Origin of the sequence: Pseudomonas caspiana (assembly GCF_002158995.1) — a bacterium.
GTDB lineage: Bacteria > Pseudomonadota > Gammaproteobacteria > Pseudomonadales > Pseudomonadaceae > Aquipseudomonas > Aquipseudomonas caspiana.
This window is the reverse complement of record NZ_LOHF01000002.1, coordinates 241,717-258,256: the sequence shown is the minus strand read 5'-3', so window position 1 is coordinate 258,256 and position 16,540 is coordinate 241,717. Positions and strand designations below refer to the sequence as shown.

General features: G+C 58.2%; 18 protein-coding genes and 1 riboswitch. Of the genes, 4 read left to right on the top strand and 14 right to left on the bottom strand.

Annotation, left to right across the window (positions count from 1 at the left end):
* Nucleotides 1–31: 31 nt before the first annotated feature.
* Genes AUC60_RS03555 through AUC60_RS03535 form a run of 5 tightly spaced genes read right to left on the bottom strand, consistent with a single transcriptional unit; the run spans nt 32 to nt 4,084 of the window.
* On the bottom strand, nt 32–652 hold the full coding sequence (locus AUC60_RS03555; RefSeq protein WP_087264711.1) for an urea amidolyase associated protein UAAP2: 621 nt from the start codon (nt 650–652) through the stop codon (nt 32–34).
* 11 nt (nt 653–663) lie between these two features.
* Nucleotides 664–1,386 (bottom strand): urea amidolyase associated protein UAAP1, encoded by a 723-nt coding sequence (locus AUC60_RS03550; protein ID WP_087264710.1) that lies wholly within the window; start codon nt 1,384–1,386, stop codon nt 664–666.
* An 11-nt stretch (nt 1,387–1,397) separates the two neighbouring features.
* Nucleotides 1,398–2,162 carry an ABC transporter ATP-binding protein gene (locus AUC60_RS03545; protein WP_087264709.1) on the bottom strand — a complete coding sequence of 255 codons (765 nt, stop codon included), beginning with the start codon at nt 2,160–2,162 and terminating at the stop codon, nt 1,398–1,400.
* Entirely contained in the window at nt 2,159–2,974 is an 816-nt protein-coding gene (locus AUC60_RS03540; protein ID WP_087264708.1) for an ABC transporter permease, read from the bottom strand. The genes AUC60_RS03545 and AUC60_RS03540 overlap by 4 nt, the downstream gene beginning before the upstream one ends.
* Before the next feature lie 27 nt (nt 2,975–3,001).
* Nucleotides 3,002–4,084, bottom strand: a complete 1,083-nt coding sequence (locus tag AUC60_RS03535) for a putative urea ABC transporter substrate-binding protein (protein WP_087264707.1) — start codon at nt 4,082–4,084, stop codon at nt 3,002–3,004.
* A gap of 61 nt (nt 4,085–4,145) precedes the next feature.
* Nucleotides 4,146–4,247: riboswitch (guanidine-I (ykkC/yxkD leader) on the bottom strand.
* Nucleotides 4,248–4,545: 298 nt separating this feature from the next.
* On the opposite strand from AUC60_RS03535, the gene AUC60_RS03530 reads away from it, so the two are divergent.
* A complete protein-coding gene (locus AUC60_RS03530) occupies nt 4,546–5,046 on the top strand; it encodes a hypothetical protein (RefSeq protein WP_087264706.1) in 501 nt (166 codons plus the stop codon).
* Between the two features lie 48 nt (nt 5,047–5,094).
* On the opposite strand, the gene AUC60_RS03525 is transcribed toward AUC60_RS03530, so the two are convergent.
* From AUC60_RS03525 to AUC60_RS03515, 3 genes are all read right to left on the bottom strand, one after another.
* On the bottom strand, nt 5,095–5,490 hold the full coding sequence (locus AUC60_RS03525) for a PIN domain-containing protein (protein ID WP_087264705.1): 396 nt from the start codon (nt 5,488–5,490) through the stop codon (nt 5,095–5,097).
* Entirely contained in the window at nt 5,487–5,729 is a 243-nt protein-coding gene (locus tag AUC60_RS03520; RefSeq protein ID WP_087264704.1) for an AbrB/MazE/SpoVT family DNA-binding domain-containing protein, read from the bottom strand. Before AUC60_RS03520 ends, AUC60_RS03525 begins: the two co-directional genes overlap by 4 nt.
* Nucleotides 5,730–5,796: 67 nt before the next feature.
* Nucleotides 5,797–6,909 carry an enoyl-CoA hydratase/isomerase family protein gene (locus AUC60_RS03515; protein ID WP_087264957.1) on the bottom strand — a complete coding sequence of 371 codons (1,113 nt, stop codon included), beginning with the start codon at nt 6,907–6,909 and terminating at the stop codon, nt 5,797–5,799.
* Nucleotides 6,910–7,073: 164 nt separating this feature from the next.
* Between AUC60_RS03515 and ung the strand changes: the two genes are divergently transcribed.
* Entirely contained in the window at nt 7,074–7,766 is a 693-nt protein-coding gene (ung, locus tag AUC60_RS03510; protein WP_087264703.1) for a uracil-DNA glycosylase, read from the top strand.
* Nucleotides 7,767–7,860: 94 nt separating this feature from the next.
* Here ung and AUC60_RS03505 read toward each other — a convergent pair whose 3' ends face one another.
* The 4 genes from AUC60_RS03505 to AUC60_RS03490 all read right to left on the bottom strand — a co-directional run bounded on the left by AUC60_RS03505 (nt 7,861) and on the right by AUC60_RS03490 (nt 11,915).
* The gene (locus AUC60_RS03505) at nt 7,861–8,895 is read right to left on the bottom strand and encodes an AbrB family transcriptional regulator (protein WP_087264702.1); all 1,035 of its coding nucleotides are present in this window, start codon (nt 8,893–8,895) and stop codon (nt 7,861–7,863) included.
* Complete coding sequence (locus AUC60_RS03500; RefSeq protein WP_087264701.1) at nt 8,888–10,402, bottom strand: tripartite tricarboxylate transporter permease; 1,515 nt, start codon at nt 10,400–10,402, stop codon at nt 8,888–8,890. Before AUC60_RS03500 ends, AUC60_RS03505 begins: the two co-directional genes overlap by 8 nt.
* Nucleotides 10,403–10,405: 3 nt before the next feature.
* Nucleotides 10,406–10,864 carry a tripartite tricarboxylate transporter TctB family protein gene (locus AUC60_RS03495; RefSeq protein ID WP_087264700.1) on the bottom strand — a complete coding sequence of 153 codons (459 nt, stop codon included), beginning with the start codon at nt 10,862–10,864 and terminating at the stop codon, nt 10,406–10,408.
* A 61-nt stretch (nt 10,865–10,925) separates the two neighbouring features.
* Complete coding sequence (locus AUC60_RS03490; protein WP_167384308.1) at nt 10,926–11,915, bottom strand: Bug family tripartite tricarboxylate transporter substrate binding protein; 990 nt, start codon at nt 11,913–11,915, stop codon at nt 10,926–10,928.
* A gap of 444 nt (nt 11,916–12,359) precedes the next feature.
* Here AUC60_RS03490 and AUC60_RS03485 point away from each other — a divergent pair, with 444 nt between their 5' ends.
* Nucleotides 12,360–13,037 carry a response regulator gene (locus tag AUC60_RS03485; RefSeq protein ID WP_087264698.1) on the top strand — a complete coding sequence of 226 codons (678 nt, stop codon included), beginning with the start codon at nt 12,360–12,362 and terminating at the stop codon, nt 13,035–13,037.
* On the top strand, nt 13,024–14,412 hold the full coding sequence (locus tag AUC60_RS03480) for a sensor histidine kinase (protein WP_087264697.1): 1,389 nt from the start codon (nt 13,024–13,026) through the stop codon (nt 14,410–14,412). The genes AUC60_RS03485 and AUC60_RS03480 overlap by 14 nt, the downstream gene beginning before the upstream one ends.
* Before the next feature lie 191 nt (nt 14,413–14,603).
* Here AUC60_RS03480 and AUC60_RS03475 read toward each other — a convergent pair whose 3' ends face one another.
* Together AUC60_RS03475 and ygfZ are read right to left on the bottom strand one after the other, a co-directional pair.
* Complete coding sequence (locus tag AUC60_RS03475) at nt 14,604–15,425, bottom strand: HDOD domain-containing protein (RefSeq protein WP_087264696.1); 822 nt, start codon at nt 15,423–15,425, stop codon at nt 14,604–14,606.
* A gap of 106 nt (nt 15,426–15,531) precedes the next feature.
* Nucleotides 15,532–16,473 carry a CAF17-like 4Fe-4S cluster assembly/insertion protein YgfZ gene (gene ygfZ, locus AUC60_RS03470; protein WP_087264695.1) on the bottom strand — a complete coding sequence of 314 codons (942 nt, stop codon included), beginning with the start codon at nt 16,471–16,473 and terminating at the stop codon, nt 15,532–15,534.
* Nucleotides 16,474–16,540 lie beyond the last annotated feature (67 nt).

Here is a 16,540-nt window from a genome sequence, read left to right as displayed (position 1 = left end):
AGGTTCTAAGCAATCCCATAGCCCCGTGTAATCAATTCCAGACGTGCAATTCAGCCGGCGTCGGGTTGTAGCCGTTGCACGGATTGTTCAATTGCGGGCAGTTGGAGATCAGCACGATCACGTCCATCTCCGCGCGCAATTCAACGTATTTGCCCGGCGCGGAAATACCGTCTTCAAAGGTCAGCCCGCCGTCAGCAGTGACCGGCACGTTCATGAAGAAGTTGATGTTCGGCCCGATGTCGCCTTTGCCCAAACGACCGTCATGAACGCAGGCGCGCAGGTAGTTATCGCGGCAGCTGTGCATGTGGCGTTTTTCCAGGGCGTAACGCACGGTGTTGCTCTCTTGCGCGCAGGCACCACCGAGGGTGTCGTGGCGACCGCAGGTGTCATCGACGATGGTCAGCATCGGCTTGCCGAGGTTGGAATACAGCACGCTACCCGTCGTCAGGTAAACACTGCCTTGACGGCGCAATGTACGCTGCACGTCATAACGCTCACGAGGGTTGGCGAGGCTGAAGAACAGCGTATCGACTGCCTGATTACCTTCCAGATCGAGAATGCGCAGGGTTTGCCCGGCCTTGAGTTCGGTCAGCGACGGCTCGCCCGCCGGGATGTGCGTAGTGGTGGTCGGGATGTTGGAATGCAGACTCATGACGATGCTCCTCAGGCGAACAGGCGGTCGGTGTTGATGAAACCGCGCTCGTTTTCCGGGCGGGACGTGCGGCAATGTTCGGCGACGCTGGCGTCGGCTTTCATCCAGCTCAGCTTGACCGGTTGTGGCGCGTATTCCGGGTTGGGGTCCATGGGGTGTTGCAGGGCCGTAAGGACCACCAGCGTGTCCATTGGCGCATACAGCTCGATGTAGTCACCCGCTTTGGAGTTGTTCGCCACGAAGTGCAGCTTGCCTGCTTCGTCAACGTTGACGCGGCTGAACAGGTTCAAGGTCATCAGCAGGTCGGACAGGCCCAGCCCCCATTTGCCCAGCTCGACCAGCAGATTGTCGACGCCGTTGCGGAAGAAGCCGTTGCGCAGTTCCTGATAGCGGCCCTGGCCGTATTTTTCACTGACTTCATCGGCGCAGAGCACGCCGCCAATGCTGTCGCTCCAGCCGCAGGTATCAGCAGTAATTGCGGCGAGCACGCGGCCCATATCCGAATACAGGCAGTGGCCGCTGGTGAGCTTGGCGGTGTGTTGGCATTTGAGGCTGTCAGGCAAGTTCAAGCGCTCGGTTTTTTCGTGAGCGTTGAGCATCGTCAGGCTGACGTTGGCGTTGCCGTTCAAGTCGGTGAGGCGCAGTAGTTCACCGCGCTTGAGGATGAACGAACGATGGCCGCCACCGGGCAGCAGTTCTTCGGCAAAGACCGGGAATAACGTGTTTGTGGTCATGAGCAATGTCCTTAAGCCTGTTGCAGCGAATCAAACGCGGCGCGTGCGGCGCGGCGGTCGCTGTTCAGGGGAATGTCGTAAGTGATGCGCGCGCCATAGGCGCCGGGTGCGTGAGGGTCGATGCGTACTTTGTCGAAAACCAAAAGCCGGGTGCCGAGGTTGAAGCCTTCGGACAGGTCGTGAGTGACCATGAACACGGTCAGTCGGGTCTCGCGCCACAGCTCCAGCAGCAAAGCGTGCATGTCTTTGCGAATGCCGGGGTCGAGGGCGCCGAACGGCTCGTCGAGCAGCAGCACCCGAGGTTTCATGATCAGCGCTTGAGCGATTGCCAAACGCTGTTGCATGCCGCCAGACAGCTGCGCGGGGTATTTATCCAGCGCGTGACCGAGGCCGACTTTTTGCAGCAGCTGTGCAGCCTGTTCCCTGGCTTCGCGCTTGGCGGTGCCAAACAACCGGCCGAGCAGTGCCGAGCGCGGCAGTTCCAGGCCCAGCGCGACGTTATCCAGCACCGAAAGATGCGGGAACACCGAGTAGCGTTGGAACACCACGCCGCGACTGGCATCCGGTTCGTTCGCCAGTGCCTTGCCGTCCAGGGTGATGCTGCCTTTACTGGCGACTTCCTGACCCAGCAACAGGCGCAGAAAGGTTGACTTGCCGCAGCCCGAAGCGCCCACCAGTGTGCAGAACTCACCTTCGGCGACGCTCAGATTCAGGCCTTCCAGTACCACCAGATCGTCGTATTGCTGCCAGACGTTATTGACTGAAATGAAGCTCATCCGCGTGCCCCCTCGTACCAGGGAAAGGCTTTACGGGTCAGGGTTTTCAGGCCCCAATCCATCAACCAGGCGAGGAGGGTGATCCAGACCACGTAAGGCAGAATCACGTCCATGGCCAGGTAACGCCGCACCAGAAAGATCCGATAGCCCAGGCCATCGGTGGAGGCGATGGCTTCGGCGGCGATCAGGAACAGCCACGCCGAACCGAGCACCAGTCGCACCGCAATCAGCAGACGCGGCAGCAGTTGCGGCAGGATGACCCGCAGGATCAGCGTCCAGGTCGACGCGCCCAGGGTCTGCGCCTTGATCAGCAATTCGACGGGGATTTCCCGGGCGCGCTGTTCAAGGTCGCGGGCGAGAATCGGCGTGATGCCGATCACGATCAGCATCACTTTCGACAGCTCGCCCAACCCGAAGACAATGAACAGAATCGGCAGGATCGCCAGCGGCGGCACCATCGACAGCACCGTCAGCAGCGGCGACAAAGGCGCGCCGAACAACGGCAGAATCCCCGAGGCAATGCCCAGGCACAGGCCCAGCAAAGCGCTGATGCCCAGGCCGATACCCAAACGTTGCAGACTGGAACCGGTGTCCTGCCACAGCAGATAGCCGCCGCTGCGTTGGTCTTCGGTGAAAGCCATGCGTTTAACTGCATCGGCCATCTGTACCGCGCTGGGGAGCAGCTTGTCGTTGGGGTTTTCCGTCAGCCGTGTTGCCGAGCCCGTGAAATAGGCGAACAGCAACAAGGCAAACGGCAGGAGCACCAGGATCAAGCGACTGGCGCGATCCGGGTGGCGATTTATTAAACGCATGGCAATGACCTTTGAGCGGGACGCGGATTACAACTTGCCGTCGGCAGCCATCTGCACGTAACTCGGATCGAAGTGCAGCTTCTGGTTGGCCTTGTCACCGGAGGTCACGCCATTGGCGAAGGTCATGCCCACTGCGCTGGAGTCTTTGGCACCTTCACCGAGCAGGCCATGTTCGAAGGAGAAGTTGGCGACTTTGCGCATGGTGTCCGGCAGTTGTTTGCTGGTAGCGAACTCAAGCGCTTCCTTGGGGGTTGCGAACAGTTTGGTGGTGTCCAGTTGCGCCTGGAACCCGGCCAGATCGGTACCCGAGGCTTTGGCCATGTGCTCAAGAGCAGCTTTGCTTTGGGCGTTTTTCGCGTTCATCAGGGCGACCACTTCAAACCATGCGCCGGTGAGGGCTTTGCCCAGTGCCGGGTTGTCTTTCAGGGTCTGGGTGTTGACCACCATCATGTCCATGATCTCGCCAGGGATCTGGCTGGAGTTGAACACTTCGGTGACGCCGGGCTTGGCCTTGATATCCGCCAGCATCGGGTTCCAGGTGGTGACGGCTTGCACGTCATCGGTGTTGAAGGCGGCCGAGATATCCGCATCGGATGTATTGACGACTTTCAGGTCTTTTTCAGCCAGATCGACGCTGTCCAGCGCACGGGCCAGCAAGTAGTGGGAAACCGACAGCTCAACCAGATTGACGTCCATCCCTTTGAGGTCGGCAACTTTCTTGCCAGCGCCTTTGATCACGATGCCGTCGTTACCGTTTGAGAAGTCACTGACCACCAGCGCGGTGCTTTCCACGCCGCCTGCTGCCGGGATGGTCAGCGCGTCCATGTTGGTCATGGTGCAGCCATCGAACTGGCCAGCGGTGTACTGGTTAATGGATTCGACGTAGTCGTTGAGCTGGGTGACATCGATTTTGATGTCGTACTTCTTCGCCCACTTGTCGACGATGCCTTGAGTGCCTGCGTATTCCCAAGGCATCCAGCCGGCATAAATCGTCCAGCAAACGTTGAATTCTTTTTTAACGGCGGCGTGTGCCGGGGAGAGGCTTAGTGCAGCGATGAGGCCGGCGGTGAGCAGGCCTAATAGACGGGGCGTTAGACGGGACTTTTGCATGTGTTTACCTCCAGTAGCGAAAGAAAGGCGGTCAGGAGTCACGCGACACCACTGGTGTCCTGTCTCCCGGGCTTTTATCCCGCCGTGTAACCTCTACTGGAGGTCGCCAACTCTCGGACCAGCCACTCGCCAGAGGCGAGCCGGAACCCTAGTCAGCTATTGCAAATTGTGGTGCCGCGAACCTGAGTTGACTCCTGCACAAGGTTTGCTAAGCGAGAGTTGTGCCAAGTCGCGGGGAAGCCCGACCGCTGTGGCCGGTAGAGATATTGACTGCTCACAGCGTGCAATTTTTTTGCTGTCACATGGTGCGCAGCGCACTGCGATGGGGCGGCAGCTCGTCAGGTGACAGGCGGGTCAGGGCACTGGATGGTCTTTTTAATGTCTTATTTTCGTCTGTCGCATTTGGTCAGATGCCGACCAGCGTCGCTGGTGTGTGCCCTATCGCGGTCCAGGAGGCCGCCATGTATCGACGAACCTTGCTCATCGTTTTGCTGGCCCTGAGTCTTGCAGGTTGCTACACCGACTCAGGCTACTATTCCTCCCGGGTGACGGATTTGCCGACCACTTACGGAACCAGTGTTTACTCCTACGACAATGGCTACAGCTCCAATTACTATCAGGAACAGCGCATTTATGTAGCGCCTCAGCCTCGCTACTATTCAGTGCCACAGGTGCGTTATTACTCACCTCCACCTGTGCGCTACTACGCGCCGCCACCGGTGCCGCGCTATTACCAGCCAGGCCGTCCACCCGGCTACGGTTGGGGCGACAACCGCTACCGCGGCAACCCCGGCTATCGCCATCCGCCGCGGAATGACTACCGCGGCAGTCCAGGTCGGCCGGGTCCTTCGTGGGGCGATGGTCATGGTGATGGGAGAGGCCACGGCGGTCCCGGCAGGGGCGGTGGGCGAGGTGACGGTCGAGGCGGTCGCGGTGGCGATGGTCGAGGCGGGCATCGGTAGGTGAATCAGAAACGGCGCTCCTTGGGGCGCCGTTTTTTTAAAACTTTATTAGGTCAGACGATGCATCCCGGCTGTTTTGGCCGCCTTGGAATCAAACGTAGCGACATGATCGCAGCCTGCGGCGTGCGCTGAACGCTCAATAAGACAATCGGCGAAGTCGGCGTTGGAGTCAGTAAACCGCCTCAATGCTTGCCATACGGTCTCCGCGTTTTCCACTGTCAGCTCACGCGTACGCAGAAGTGTTTCCAAAACAAGGACGATCTCTGATTTGCTGGATTTGTAGCTGGATTGCAAAACCCATACAAGCTCCACTATCGACACCAAGGCTATAAAACCAGGTTCGGAGACCGTTAGCGACTCAATCAGTTTGGAAGCTGCTGCCGATTGCCTGGCATCATCTTGAGCAACGTAACGCACTAAAACGTTGGTATCCAGACCGATCATTTAGCCTTGGATCCTTGTGCTTCAATGGCCAGATTCATGTCCTCAATACTGACCGGTTTGACTGGCTTGCGTATCAGTCCTTTCAAGTCTTTGACCGAATGATTGGCGGCCATGATCGCGAACCTGCCATCCCCGATGTCCACGAACTCGATTCTGTCTCCCGTATCCAGTCCGAGAGATGCTCTGACTTGGGCAGGAATGGTGATTTGTCCTTTCGATGTCAACTTCGCGGCAGCCATGCTTTACTCCTACGACTAGTATTCCTTACTTTTAGGTAAGGAATACTAGTCTTTAGAACAAAGGCAATCAATACCCCGACAAATCCGCCAACGGATGCCGGCCTTCCCACACCTTGCTGAAGTGCGCATCAATCACCGCCAACGGAATCGTTGCGACGTCCTGCCAATGCCAGTGGGGCGTGTTGTCCTTGTCGATGAGCCGCGCACGTACGCCTTCGCTGAATTCCGGGTGGCGGCAACAGTTCAGGCTGATGGCGTACTCCATTTGCAGCACTTCGGCCAGGGACATGTGGCGGGCGCGCTGGATTTGTTCCCAGACCAGGTGCGCGGTCAGTGGGCAACCCTGCGTCAGGTTTTTCGCGGCGCGGGTCAGCAGAGCGTCATCGCTGTGCTGCAAGTGGCTGATTGCATTCCACGCGCAGGGCAGGTTGCCGACGTCGAGCAATTCGTCAATCTGCGCCCGACGTGGTAGCCATTGCGCCTCGGGCAATTGGCTGAGGGCTTCGTGTTGCAGGGCTTTGAGCAGGCTATTGAGCTGGATAGACGTTTGCTCTTGCCAGTTCAATTGCTGCAGCCCTTCGATCAAATCCTCCTGCTGCTCATCAAGCATGAAGCGATCAGCCAGATCCAGATCGAGCGCGTCGTGAGCATTGATGTGAGCGCCGGTCAGACCCAGGAACAGGCCGAGCTTGCCGGGCAGGCGTGACAGGAACCAACTGGCGCCGACGTCTGGAAACAGCCCGATGCTGATTTCCGGCATCGCCAGCCGACTGCTCGGCGTCACAATTCGCGTGCTTGCCCCCTGCAACAGGCCCATGCCGCCCCCGAGCACGTAGCCGTGGCCCCAACAGATCAGCGGTTTCGGATAGGTGTGCAGGCTGTAGTCGAGCCGATACTCAGCGGCGAAGAAGCTGGCGGCGAGTGGCGGCACTTCGCCGGGATGTTCACGACATTGATCAACCAGCGAGCGTACGTCGCCCCCGGCACAAAAGGCCTTTGCGCCATTACCGCGTAAAAGCACGCAGACGATTTTTTCATCGCTGGCCCAGGCATCAAGTCGATCCTGTAGGGCGAGGATCATGGGCAATGACAGCGCATTCAGTGATTGTTCGGCGTCCAGGGTGGCGATGCCGATACGGGCGCCATCCTGAGCCGGAAATTCTTCAAATTGCAGATTCATCATGACCTCTCGAGGGCAATGCATGTATCCAACACAGGTGTGATAGTTCTGCGTCGGGTTAAGTTGCATGAGGCTCAGTGTAGGAAAGGGCTGGGCACGACGCGCTGATTTGACATTGGCGCCCAGCTTTCCTAGTGTCCGCGCATTGATTTCAGGGTGTGACCATGACAAGCGATGACCGTATCAAACTTGAACCCAGCTGGAAGCACGCGCTGCGTGAGGAATTCGAAAAACCTTACATGGGCCAGTTGCGCGAGTTCCTGCGTCAGGAGCATGCAGCAGGCAAGGAAATCTACCCGCCGGGTCCGTTGATTTTCAATGCGCTGAATTCAACGCCGCTGGACAAGGTCAAGGTGGTCATTCTGGGGCAGGATCCTTACCACGGTCCCGGCCAGGCACACGGGCTGTGCTTTTCGGTCCAGCCTGGCGTACCTGCGCCACCGTCGCTGGTCAACATCTATAAAGAGCTCAAGCGCGACCTCAACATTGATATCCCTCGTCACGGTCACTTGCAATCCTGGGCCGATCAAGGGGTGTTGATGCTCAACACCACGCTGACCGTGGAGCGTGCCAACGCCGCTTCACACGCGGGTAAGGGCTGGCAGCATTTCACCGATAAAGTCATCGAAACGGTCAGCGCCGAGCAGCCGCATCTGGTGTTCATGCTGTGGGGCGCCCATGCGCAGAGCAAACAGAAACTGGTGGATGCCACCAAGCATCTCGTTCTGACCTCAGTGCATCCATCGCCTCTGTCGGCCTATAAAGGCTTTCTGGGTTGCGGGCACTTCAGCCGGGCGAACAAGTATCTGGAACAGAATGGTATGGCGCCGATCGAGTGGCGATTGCCGCAGGATTGATGAGATCACCTCTTTTGTAGGAGCTGCCGAAGGCTGCGAAGGCGATGTGACATGGAAATCGTTTCGCAGCCTTCGGCAGCTCCTACAGAAAATGCTAATCTCCAGCCCGCCGATGCCAATACCGAAAAATCGGCTCAGCCAGAAACAGTACGAACAACAACCTCATCACCTGCATCGCAGTCACCAATGGCACTGAGAGTTGCAGCACTTCTGCTGTCAAGCTCATTTCAGCAATACCGCCAGGCATCATGCCCAGGGTCAGTGAGCGCAGATCCAGGTGGGTAGCAGTAGCCAATGCAAAAGCGGCGAGGGCGGCGATGAGCATGGTCAGGGCGGTGCCGAGCAGGGTCCGGCCTATAAAGGACGGCGCGCGGCGAAAGAACTGACGGTTGAAATGACAACCCAGTCCGCTGCCGATCAGCCACTGGCCAATCTGGCTACTGCCGTCCGGTAAGCCAATATGCAGGTCAAAGCTGACGCTGATGGCCGCGCTCACCAGCAGTGGGCCGAATAACCACGGGTTCGGCTGCTTCAATCGTTGCCAGAGCCAGGCCACTGCCGCCCCCAGCGGGAACAAGAGCGCCAGCCACAACCAGTTGACGCTTCCGGCATGGACGATTGGCGTGCCTTCGCCCATCAGGTATTTGAATATCGCCGGAACGCAAAGCACCACCATCAGTACCCGCAGGCTTTGCCCTGCGGCAACGCTGCTGAGGATGGCGCCATTGCGTGAACCGAGGTTGACCATTTCACCCGAGCCGCCGGGCATGCTGGAGAAGAACGCCGTTGCACGGTCCTCTCCGGTACGAAGCATGAGCCACACGCCGACGACACTGGAAAGACTGGTAATCAGTGCAGCGAGAAAAATCAGCCCGAAATGTGCCATGACTTGCTCGATCACGACGGGCGTGAAGTGCAAGCCAATACCGATGCCGACAATCCATTGGCCGCATTTGCGGCCGCCGGGAATTTCAGTCAGTTGCCACGGTGTCAGGCAGCGAACGAGGATGATCGCCAATAGCGATCCGACCATCCAGGGAAGAGGCCAGCCGACCAGGCTGGCGAGGTAACCGCCAGCCAGGCCGACCAACGGTGTCGCCCACCAGCTTTTTAACGGTCGATCAGACACTGGTCGCTGCACTACGCTGGGCAGAGCGCTTGCGCCAGATACGAATGATCGGGAACAGCAGCATGAAAATGGTCAGCACCCAAACGCCAATAGTGATTGGACTGGACCACAGAATTTCCATCGCACCGTTGGAGATCGACAGGGCGCGGCGCAGGTTCTGTTCCATCAGACCGCCGAGGATGAAGCCCAGCAGGATCGGCGACAACGGGAAGTCCAGCTTGCGCAGGATGTAACCGAAGATACCAATACCGACCATCAGGAACAGGTCGAAGGTGGTCGCGTGTACTGCATAGACGCCAATCCCGGTAATGATCGCGATCACCGGCACCAGTGCCCAGTTAGGCACGTTGAGGATGCGAGTGAAAATACGGATCATCGGAATGTTGAGGATCACCAGCATGACGTTGGCGATGAACAAGGAAGCGATCAGACCCCAGACGATGTCTGGTTGCTGTTGGAATAGCATCGGCCCCGGTGTGATGTTGTACAGCGACAGCGCACCGATCATTACCGCAGTGGTTCCCGAACCTGGTACACCCAGAGTCAGCATTGGTACCAACGCGCCGCACGCCGAAGCGCCAATCGCGGTTTCCGGTGCTGCCAGACCACGCATGTCGCCCTGGCCAAACTTGCCACTGGCACCTGCCATGCGTTTTTCGGTCATGTACGCCACGGCACTGGCCAGTGTCGCACCGGCGCCTGGCAGTACGCCCATGATGAAACCCAGCAAACCGCACCGGATATTGACCACGAACACCGCGCCCGCTTCCTTCAGGTTGAAGAGCATGCGCCCCGTAGCCTGTACGGCTTCCTGACCGCGGTGGGTTTTTTCCAGCAGCAACAGGATCTCGCTGATGGAGAACAGACCGAGTACCAACACTACAAACTGGATACCGTCGGTGAGGTGGATGTTGTCACCGGTGAAGCGATACACGCCGCTGTTGGCGTCGATGCCGACCGCCGACAGGAACAGCCCGATCAAAGCCGCGATAAAGGTTTTGACGGGACGATCACCCGCCATGCCGCCGAGGCAGACAATGGCAAACACCATCAGTACGAAATATTCCGCAGGTCCGAAGGCGATCGCCCATTTCGCCAGCAGAGGCGCGAACAGCACCATGCCGCAGGTGGCGATAAAGGCACCGATGAACGAGCTCCATGCCGACAGCGACAAGGCAACGCCTGCCAGGCCCTGACGTGCCATTGGGTAGCCGTCGAGGGTGGTCATGACGGTCGATGCTTCGCCTGGAATGTTCAGCAGAATCGAGCTGATCCGGCCGCCGTATTCACAGCCTAGGTAAACCGCTGCCAACAGGATCAGTGCCGATTCTGGCGGCAGGCCCAAAGCAAAGGCAATCGGGATCAATAGCGCGACACCGTTGATGGGCCCCAGGCCTGGCAACAGCCCGACCACGGTACCGATCAGCGTCCCGCACAGTGCGGTAATGAGGTTGTAGGGAGTCAGCGCAACGCCGAAGCCCTGGCCCAGGTAGCTGAAAGTATCCATTGATTAGTTCTCCAGAACGTCGAGCAGGCCCAGGGGCAACGGAACGTCCATGGCTTTATCGAACAGCAGGTAAAGGCCGACGCTCATCAGAATCACCACGATCACGCTGGGCAACCAGCGGCCGCCATACAGACGAGCCATCGGGATGCCGATCAAAATGCTGCTGAGGATGAAACCCAGCGGTTCAAAAGTGCCGGCAAAGATCAGCAGCAAGACCACGCAGGCCACGATCTTGATGATGGTCTCGCGGTCCAGTGCGGGCTCTTCTTCGGTGTGTACGATGGGCGCCGGGCGCAACAGCATGTAAACCAAAGCCAGGCTCATCAGCCCCAGCATCAGCAGGGGAAACGCCCGAGGGCCAACCGGCTCGTAGGAAAACGGTGCCTGATAAGGCCAGGCCATGACTGCCAGGCCCGCACAGACCAGCAGCAGTACAGCGGCGAAAATACGTTGGATCACCATGGTGAAAACTCCCGGGTTGCGCTGCCGCGCACGCAGCTGCAACCGCTAGTCAGTCGATCGATCACTGAATCAGGCCGAATTCCTTGGCCAGGTTCTTGTAGTCAGCAACCTGTTTCTTCACATAGGTGTCCAGCTCTGCACCGGTCATGGCGAACGGGAACAGTTCACGCTGGTCACGCAGCTTGGCGAAATCTTCCGAGGCCAGCAGCTTGTCGAACGCGGCTTTCCACCAGTCGTATTCGGCATCGGTGACTTTAGGCCCAAGGTAGAAGCCGCGAACCACTGGCCAGACGATGTCGTAGCCTTGCTCTTTGGCGGTCGGAATGTTTTTCATTTCCGGCTCGTCCAGACGCTTCTCGGAGAACACGGCCAGCAGGCGCATGTCGCCGCTGAGGATGTGCGGCATGGAGTCGGAGATGTCCGTGCTGCCCACTTGAATGTGTCCGCCGAGCAACGCAGTGGCAATTTCACCGCCGCCTTCCAGGGCGACATAACGCAGGTCACGCGGGTTGATCCCGGCGGCTTTGGCAATCAATGCAGTCTGCATCCAGTCCTGGCTGCCCACGGTGCCGCCCGAACCAATCACGACTTTGCTTGGGTCGGCCTTCAGTGCCTTGACCAGGTCGTCGAGGGATTTGTAAGGCGAATCGCTCTTCACTGCGATGGCGCCGTAGCTGGTACCTACTGCGGCGAGCCAGCGCACAGCGCCCTCGTCAAAACGTCCGAACTTGCCTTGCGCCAGGTTCAGCAGTGAACCGCTCGACCAAGCCACCAGCGTGCCTGCATCAGCTGGTCGCTGAGCGACGACTGCGTTGTAGGCCACAGCGCCAACACCACCGGGCATGTAGGTCACACGCATCGGTTTGGTGAGAATTTTCTCGTTAATCAGCGCGCTTTGCACCAGTTTGCAGGTCAAGTCGAAGCCGCCACCTGGCGAGGCCGGGGCGATACATTCAGGGCGTTTGGGTTCATCGGCCGCGAACAGTTGCGTGGCGAGCATCATGCAGCCAGCAGCCAGTGCGAAACGACGCAAGGATAAGGTCATGGTCAGTCTCCAGATTTTTGTTTTTGGGTGTGAAGCAGTGTTCGATTCGGTTTTACAGGCAGCCATGAAAGGGCAGGCCAGTAAGCGGCTTCATCGCAGTGAATGAATATCGAAGGGTAACGAGAAGGCGCCAGCACTGAAGTGCGTGCAGTGGCCGGTCAAGGCGAACACGGCGGGATGAGAATTGCATGCGGGCGCGATAGCCCTGGACATTGGCTGTGTCATGGTCGACTCCGTTCTTGTTCTTATTGTGAAAGCGCATCGTGACGCTTTTCTATACGCCCATTGAAACGGACGTTTTCGCGATCCTAACCAGCGAAACTTTCATAAACCTTTCAGCTACCTTTCAATAGCAACCTAAATTGAGTTTAGAGTTGTTTCAGTGCTTCACAGCCTGCGAAGCGCCTGTAAACTCCGGGCTCCATAAAGCCACGCAATCAGGAGAAGTCGATGCGTGTTCTTCTCGTTGAAGATCATCTGCAGTTAGCCGAGAGCGTCGCCCAGGCCCTGAAGAGTGCCGGGCTGACCGTCGATGTACTGCACGATGGTGTTGCTGCTGATCTGGCATTGAGCAGCGAAGAATATGCCGCGGTAATTCTCGATGTCGGCCTGCCTCGCATGGATGGTTTTGAAGTACTGGCGCGTTTGCGCGGACGAGGCAAGAACTTGCCCGTGCTGATGTTGACAGCGCGCAGTGACGTGAAGGACCGCGTTCACGGCCTCAATCTAGGGGCTGACGATTATCTGGCCAAACCTTTCGAGCTTTCAGAGTTGGAGGCGCGGGTCAAAGCGCTGCTGCGCCGCAGTGTGCTGGGGGGCGAACGGCAGCAGCGTTGTGGTGTGCTGGCTTACGATCTGGATACTCGCCGATTCACTCTGGGCGACGAATTGCTGACCCTGACTTCGCGGGAACAGGCAGTGCTTGAAGCGCTGATTGCCCGGCCGGGACGAGTGATGAGTAAGGAGCAAGTAGCCTCTCAGGTCTTCGGTCTGGATGAAGAGGCCAGCCCCGACGCTATCGAAATCTACGTGCACCGGCTGCGCAAGAAGCTCGATGGACATCCGGTGGCGATCGTGACGTTCCGCGGCCTGGGCTATTTGCTGGAAAGCCGCGATGAGCAGCCATAACAGCCTGCGTTGGCGGCTACTGTGGAACCTGGGCGTTCTGCTCACCGTGTTGATGCTGGCCAGCGGTCTTAGCGCGTACTGGAATGGCCGCGAAGCCGCCGATATCGCGTATGACCGAACCTTGCTGGCCTCGGCGCGAACCATTGCTGCCGGGGTTTCCCAGCGCGATGGAACCCTGAGTGCCGATGTGCCTTACATCGCCCTGGACACCTTCGCCTATGACAGCGCGGGTCGCATCTATTACCAGGTCAACGACATTAACCGAAAGCTGATTTCCGGTTACGAAAACCTGCCGCCTCCACCTCCCGGTACATTGCGCACCGATGATTATCCAGCGTTGGCGAGCTTCTATACCGCCCGCTATCAGGGGCAATCGGTGCGAGTGGTCAGTCTGCTCAAGCCGGTCAGCGAGCCGAATATGAATGGCATGGCTGAGATACGTGTCGCGGAGACCGAAGAGGCCCGTGTCAGCATGGCGCGCAGTTTGATGGCTGATACTTTGCTCCGGTTGGGCATGTTGGGGGCGGGGGCGTTGTTGCTGGTCTGGTTTACCGTCAGCGCTGCACTGCGGCCTCTGGAACGCTTGCGCACTGAAGTGGAGGCGCGGCAACCGGATGACTTGCGTGCTTTGCCGCTGGTTGAGGTACAGCACGAATTACGCCCATTGGTGAATGCGCTCAATCACTTCACCGAACGGCTGCGTCAGCAGTTCGAACGGCAGGCGCAATTTATTGCCGACGCTGCTCATGAACTGCGTACTCCCCTGGCTGCCCTGAAGGCGAGGGTAGAGTTGGGTCTGCGTGACCCCGAGCCTGCTCATTGGCGCACCACCCTTGAAGCTGCGGCACAAGGCACCGATCGTTTGACGCATCTGGCGAATCAGTTGCTTTCTTTGGCGCGGATTGAAAACGGTGCGCGGGCCATTGCCGAGGGCGGCGCGCAAACCCTGGACCTGAGTCAACTGGCCCGCGAACTGGGTATGGCGATGGCGCCGCTGGCACATGCGCATGGCGTTTCCCTGGCGCTAGAGGCGGACGAACCTGTGTGGTTGCAGGGAGAGCCGACGCTGCTCAACGAGCTACTGAGTAACCTTGTCGATAACGCTCTGGCGCACACGCCTTCAGGTGGTAACGTGATCCTGCGGGTCAGCGCACCGGGCGTACTTGAGGTCGAGGATGATGGTCCGGGTATTCCCGAAGCTGAGCGTAATCGCGTGTTTGAGCGCTTCTATCGCAGTAGTCAGCAGGGCAAAGGATCAGGTCTGGGCTTGGCGATTGTCGGAGAGATATGTCGTGCGCATCTGGCGCAGATCACCCTTCATGATGGCGCAGCGGGCGGTTTGAAGGTGCGGGTGAGCTTTATCTCGGCGCAGTAGACATTGAGGTATTGCAGGCTTTGCGGGAGCTTCTGTGCTGGCCCGCTAGCTCGAATCCCTGTGGGAGCGAATTTATTCTCGAAGGGTCGGTACATCCAGCTTTTATATAAACTGAAATACCGTCTTCCCGAATCAATTCGGCCCCACATAGTCTGGACCTGTTACATGTCGATCGTGCCGGTATCGCGTTCCTAATAAAGCATCATCTTCGCTTCATCCATTTCCGCCCATAGATGACCGCCGCTCATGTCCAGGCCTAGCTGGAGAAAAGCGGGAAGGGTGCTCATGTCTATCTGGCTATAGGGATGCGCGGTCTCTTTGTGGATATGCACGGTGGCTATTTGTACCAAGTCGATGTAGTCCGCTGATTTCGACACCCGTGTGAAATCCTGGAACCGTGTGGGAACTGTCGCTAATGGCTCAGGGAAGTCCCACGAGCGCAGCAGTCGTTCACCGATCACCGGGTGAATGGCTTCAATGACGTGGTTAAGGCTGACCGGGTCCGATAGCAGCTCGAAGTGATCCTCGGCGTAGGTCAGGATTGGTAGCACGCCGATCAAATGGATCAATCCGGCGAGCGTTGCTTTGTCCGGCTTGAGTTCAGGGCGGCGGTAGCTCAGCGCATAACTGATCCCTGCCACTTGCAGGCTCTGTCTCCAGATTTCCCGCAATTTGCTTTCCACTACTTCGGACTTGGCATGGAACATCTGTTCCACCACCAGCCCGATAGCCAGGTTGCAGGTGTAGTTGACGCCCAGCCGGGTAATGGCAGTGTTGACGTCGCTTACTTCAAAATTCGGCCGTAGCAGCGGGCTATTCACCACCTTGATCAAGCGTGCTGAAAGCGCGGTGTCGCTGCCGATCACGCGGCTCAACTCGGCAACGCTGATTTCGGTGTTCTCAGCCGCGAGGCGAATCTTCAATGCTACTTCCGGAAGGGTAGGCAAGAACAAAGCGTCTCTATCGATCGCCTTGATCAAGTTCCTTTGCACCTCTTCAGCCATCTTGCTCATGTCGCATCTCATAGACGTTTGGGTAGTCCCGCGCACTGTCGTGCCTGAGGCGCGCGGAGGCGGGACAGATATGCAGACATTTCCAGCGTGAAGGTGTTCGCCTGTATCAGCGCTGTGTTTCGAGTTTGCTATCCAGCGTGTATGGCAAGTCAGCCAATTGAAGCGCCGGGCCCTCCGGTGAGCCGAGCTGAATCCGGGCATTTTCGACGGCATCGGCCTGAAGCACGGCCAGCAACTCGATACCATCCTCGGCTTTTGCCGACAGGACGACGTTACCGACGGCGCTGGCATGTACCGGGGAGAACAGTGCTGCGCCGGGCTCTGGCAGTTCTTGATCCGCCAGCGTCAGACGATAAAGACGGCGCTTGAGCTTGCCGAGGTATTGCATGCGAGCAACGATTTCCTGGCCCGTATAGCAGCCTTTTTTAAAGCTCACTCCGCCAACGGCCTGCAAGTTGAGCATTTGCGGGATGAACTCTTCGCGGGTGGCGCCGAATACTTGGCCGATACCTGCGCGAATCTGACCCAACTGCCAATCGTTGAGTGTGCCTTCGCTCAGGTGAGCAGCCAGGCGCGTTTGAATATCGCCGGCCTGATCGGCGCGGACCCACAATTCGGCTCTGGCAGGAGATACCCGGATCGCGATCAAATCGTTGGCGCGAGCAACTGCATCGGTATCTTGAGCGAGGTCAAGGCCAAGGTTTACCAAGGCGCCGTCGCCGTTGTGCAGGCCGAAACGCACCCATGAGGCGCTCTCATCGGTCAGTTTCGATTTGGAGAATACGGCGTACTTCTTCAGATCGGCCAATTGCGGCTCGATCAGTTCGGTGGCCATTGCCAGCAGGCAGCCATCGCCTTCGAGCAGGATGCGAAAGCTCGACTGCATGCGGCCCTTTTGCGTGCAGCGTGCACCCAACGTCGCTTTGGCTTCGCTCAGGTAGTCGAGATTGCAAGTCAATTGGCCTTGCAGGAATTTGCTGGCATCAACGCCGCGGACGGCGAGAACACCTTCATGGGAAAGCGGGCAGTAGAAAGCTGAGTCGGCCATGGGTCATCGCAACGGGAAAAAGTCTGGGGCACATGATAGTGCCGAGTCCGGCTAATGGGTACATGAA

Excerpts from the sequence above, each read along its gene's own strand:
- AUC60_RS03555 (WP_087264711.1), bottom strand. The coding sequence starts at position 652 with ATGAGTCTGCATTCCAACATCCCGACCACCACTACGCACATCCCGGCG.
- AUC60_RS03550 (WP_087264710.1), bottom strand. The coding sequence starts at position 1,386 with ATGACCACAAACACGTTATTCCCGGTCTTTGCCGAAGAACTGCTGCCC.
- AUC60_RS03545 (WP_087264709.1), bottom strand. The coding sequence starts at position 2,162 with ATGAGCTTCATTTCAGTCAATAACGTCTGGCAGCAATACGACGATCTG.
- AUC60_RS03540 (WP_087264708.1), bottom strand. The coding sequence starts at position 2,974 with ATGCGTTTAATAAATCGCCACCCGGATCGCGCCAGTCGCTTGATCCTG.
- AUC60_RS03535 (WP_087264707.1), bottom strand. The coding sequence starts at position 4,084 with ATGCAAAAGTCCCGTCTAACGCCCCGTCTATTAGGCCTGCTCACCGCC.
- AUC60_RS03530 (WP_087264706.1), top strand. The coding sequence starts at position 4,546 with ATGTATCGACGAACCTTGCTCATCGTTTTGCTGGCCCTGAGTCTTGCA.
- AUC60_RS03525 (WP_087264705.1), bottom strand. The coding sequence starts at position 5,490 with ATGATCGGTCTGGATACCAACGTTTTAGTGCGTTACGTTGCTCAAGAT.
- AUC60_RS03520 (WP_087264704.1), bottom strand. The coding sequence starts at position 5,729 with ATGGCTGCCGCGAAGTTGACATCGAAAGGACAAATCACCATTCCTGCC.
- AUC60_RS03515 (WP_087264957.1), bottom strand. The coding sequence starts at position 6,909 with ATGAATCTGCAATTTGAAGAATTTCCGGCTCAGGATGGCGCCCGTATC.
- ung (WP_087264703.1), top strand. The coding sequence starts at position 7,074 with ATGACAAGCGATGACCGTATCAAACTTGAACCCAGCTGGAAGCACGCG.
- AUC60_RS03500 (WP_087264701.1), bottom strand. The coding sequence starts at position 10,402 with ATGGATACTTTCAGCTACCTGGGCCAGGGCTTCGGCGTTGCGCTGACT.
- AUC60_RS03495 (WP_087264700.1), bottom strand. The coding sequence starts at position 10,864 with ATGGTGATCCAACGTATTTTCGCCGCTGTACTGCTGCTGGTCTGTGCG.
- AUC60_RS03485 (WP_087264698.1), top strand. The coding sequence starts at position 12,360 with ATGCGTGTTCTTCTCGTTGAAGATCATCTGCAGTTAGCCGAGAGCGTC.
- AUC60_RS03480 (WP_087264697.1), top strand. The coding sequence starts at position 13,024 with ATGAGCAGCCATAACAGCCTGCGTTGGCGGCTACTGTGGAACCTGGGC.
- AUC60_RS03475 (WP_087264696.1), bottom strand. The coding sequence starts at position 15,425 with ATGAGCAAGATGGCTGAAGAGGTGCAAAGGAACTTGATCAAGGCGATC.
- ygfZ (WP_087264695.1), bottom strand. The coding sequence starts at position 16,473 with ATGGCCGACTCAGCTTTCTACTGCCCGCTTTCCCATGAAGGTGTTCTC.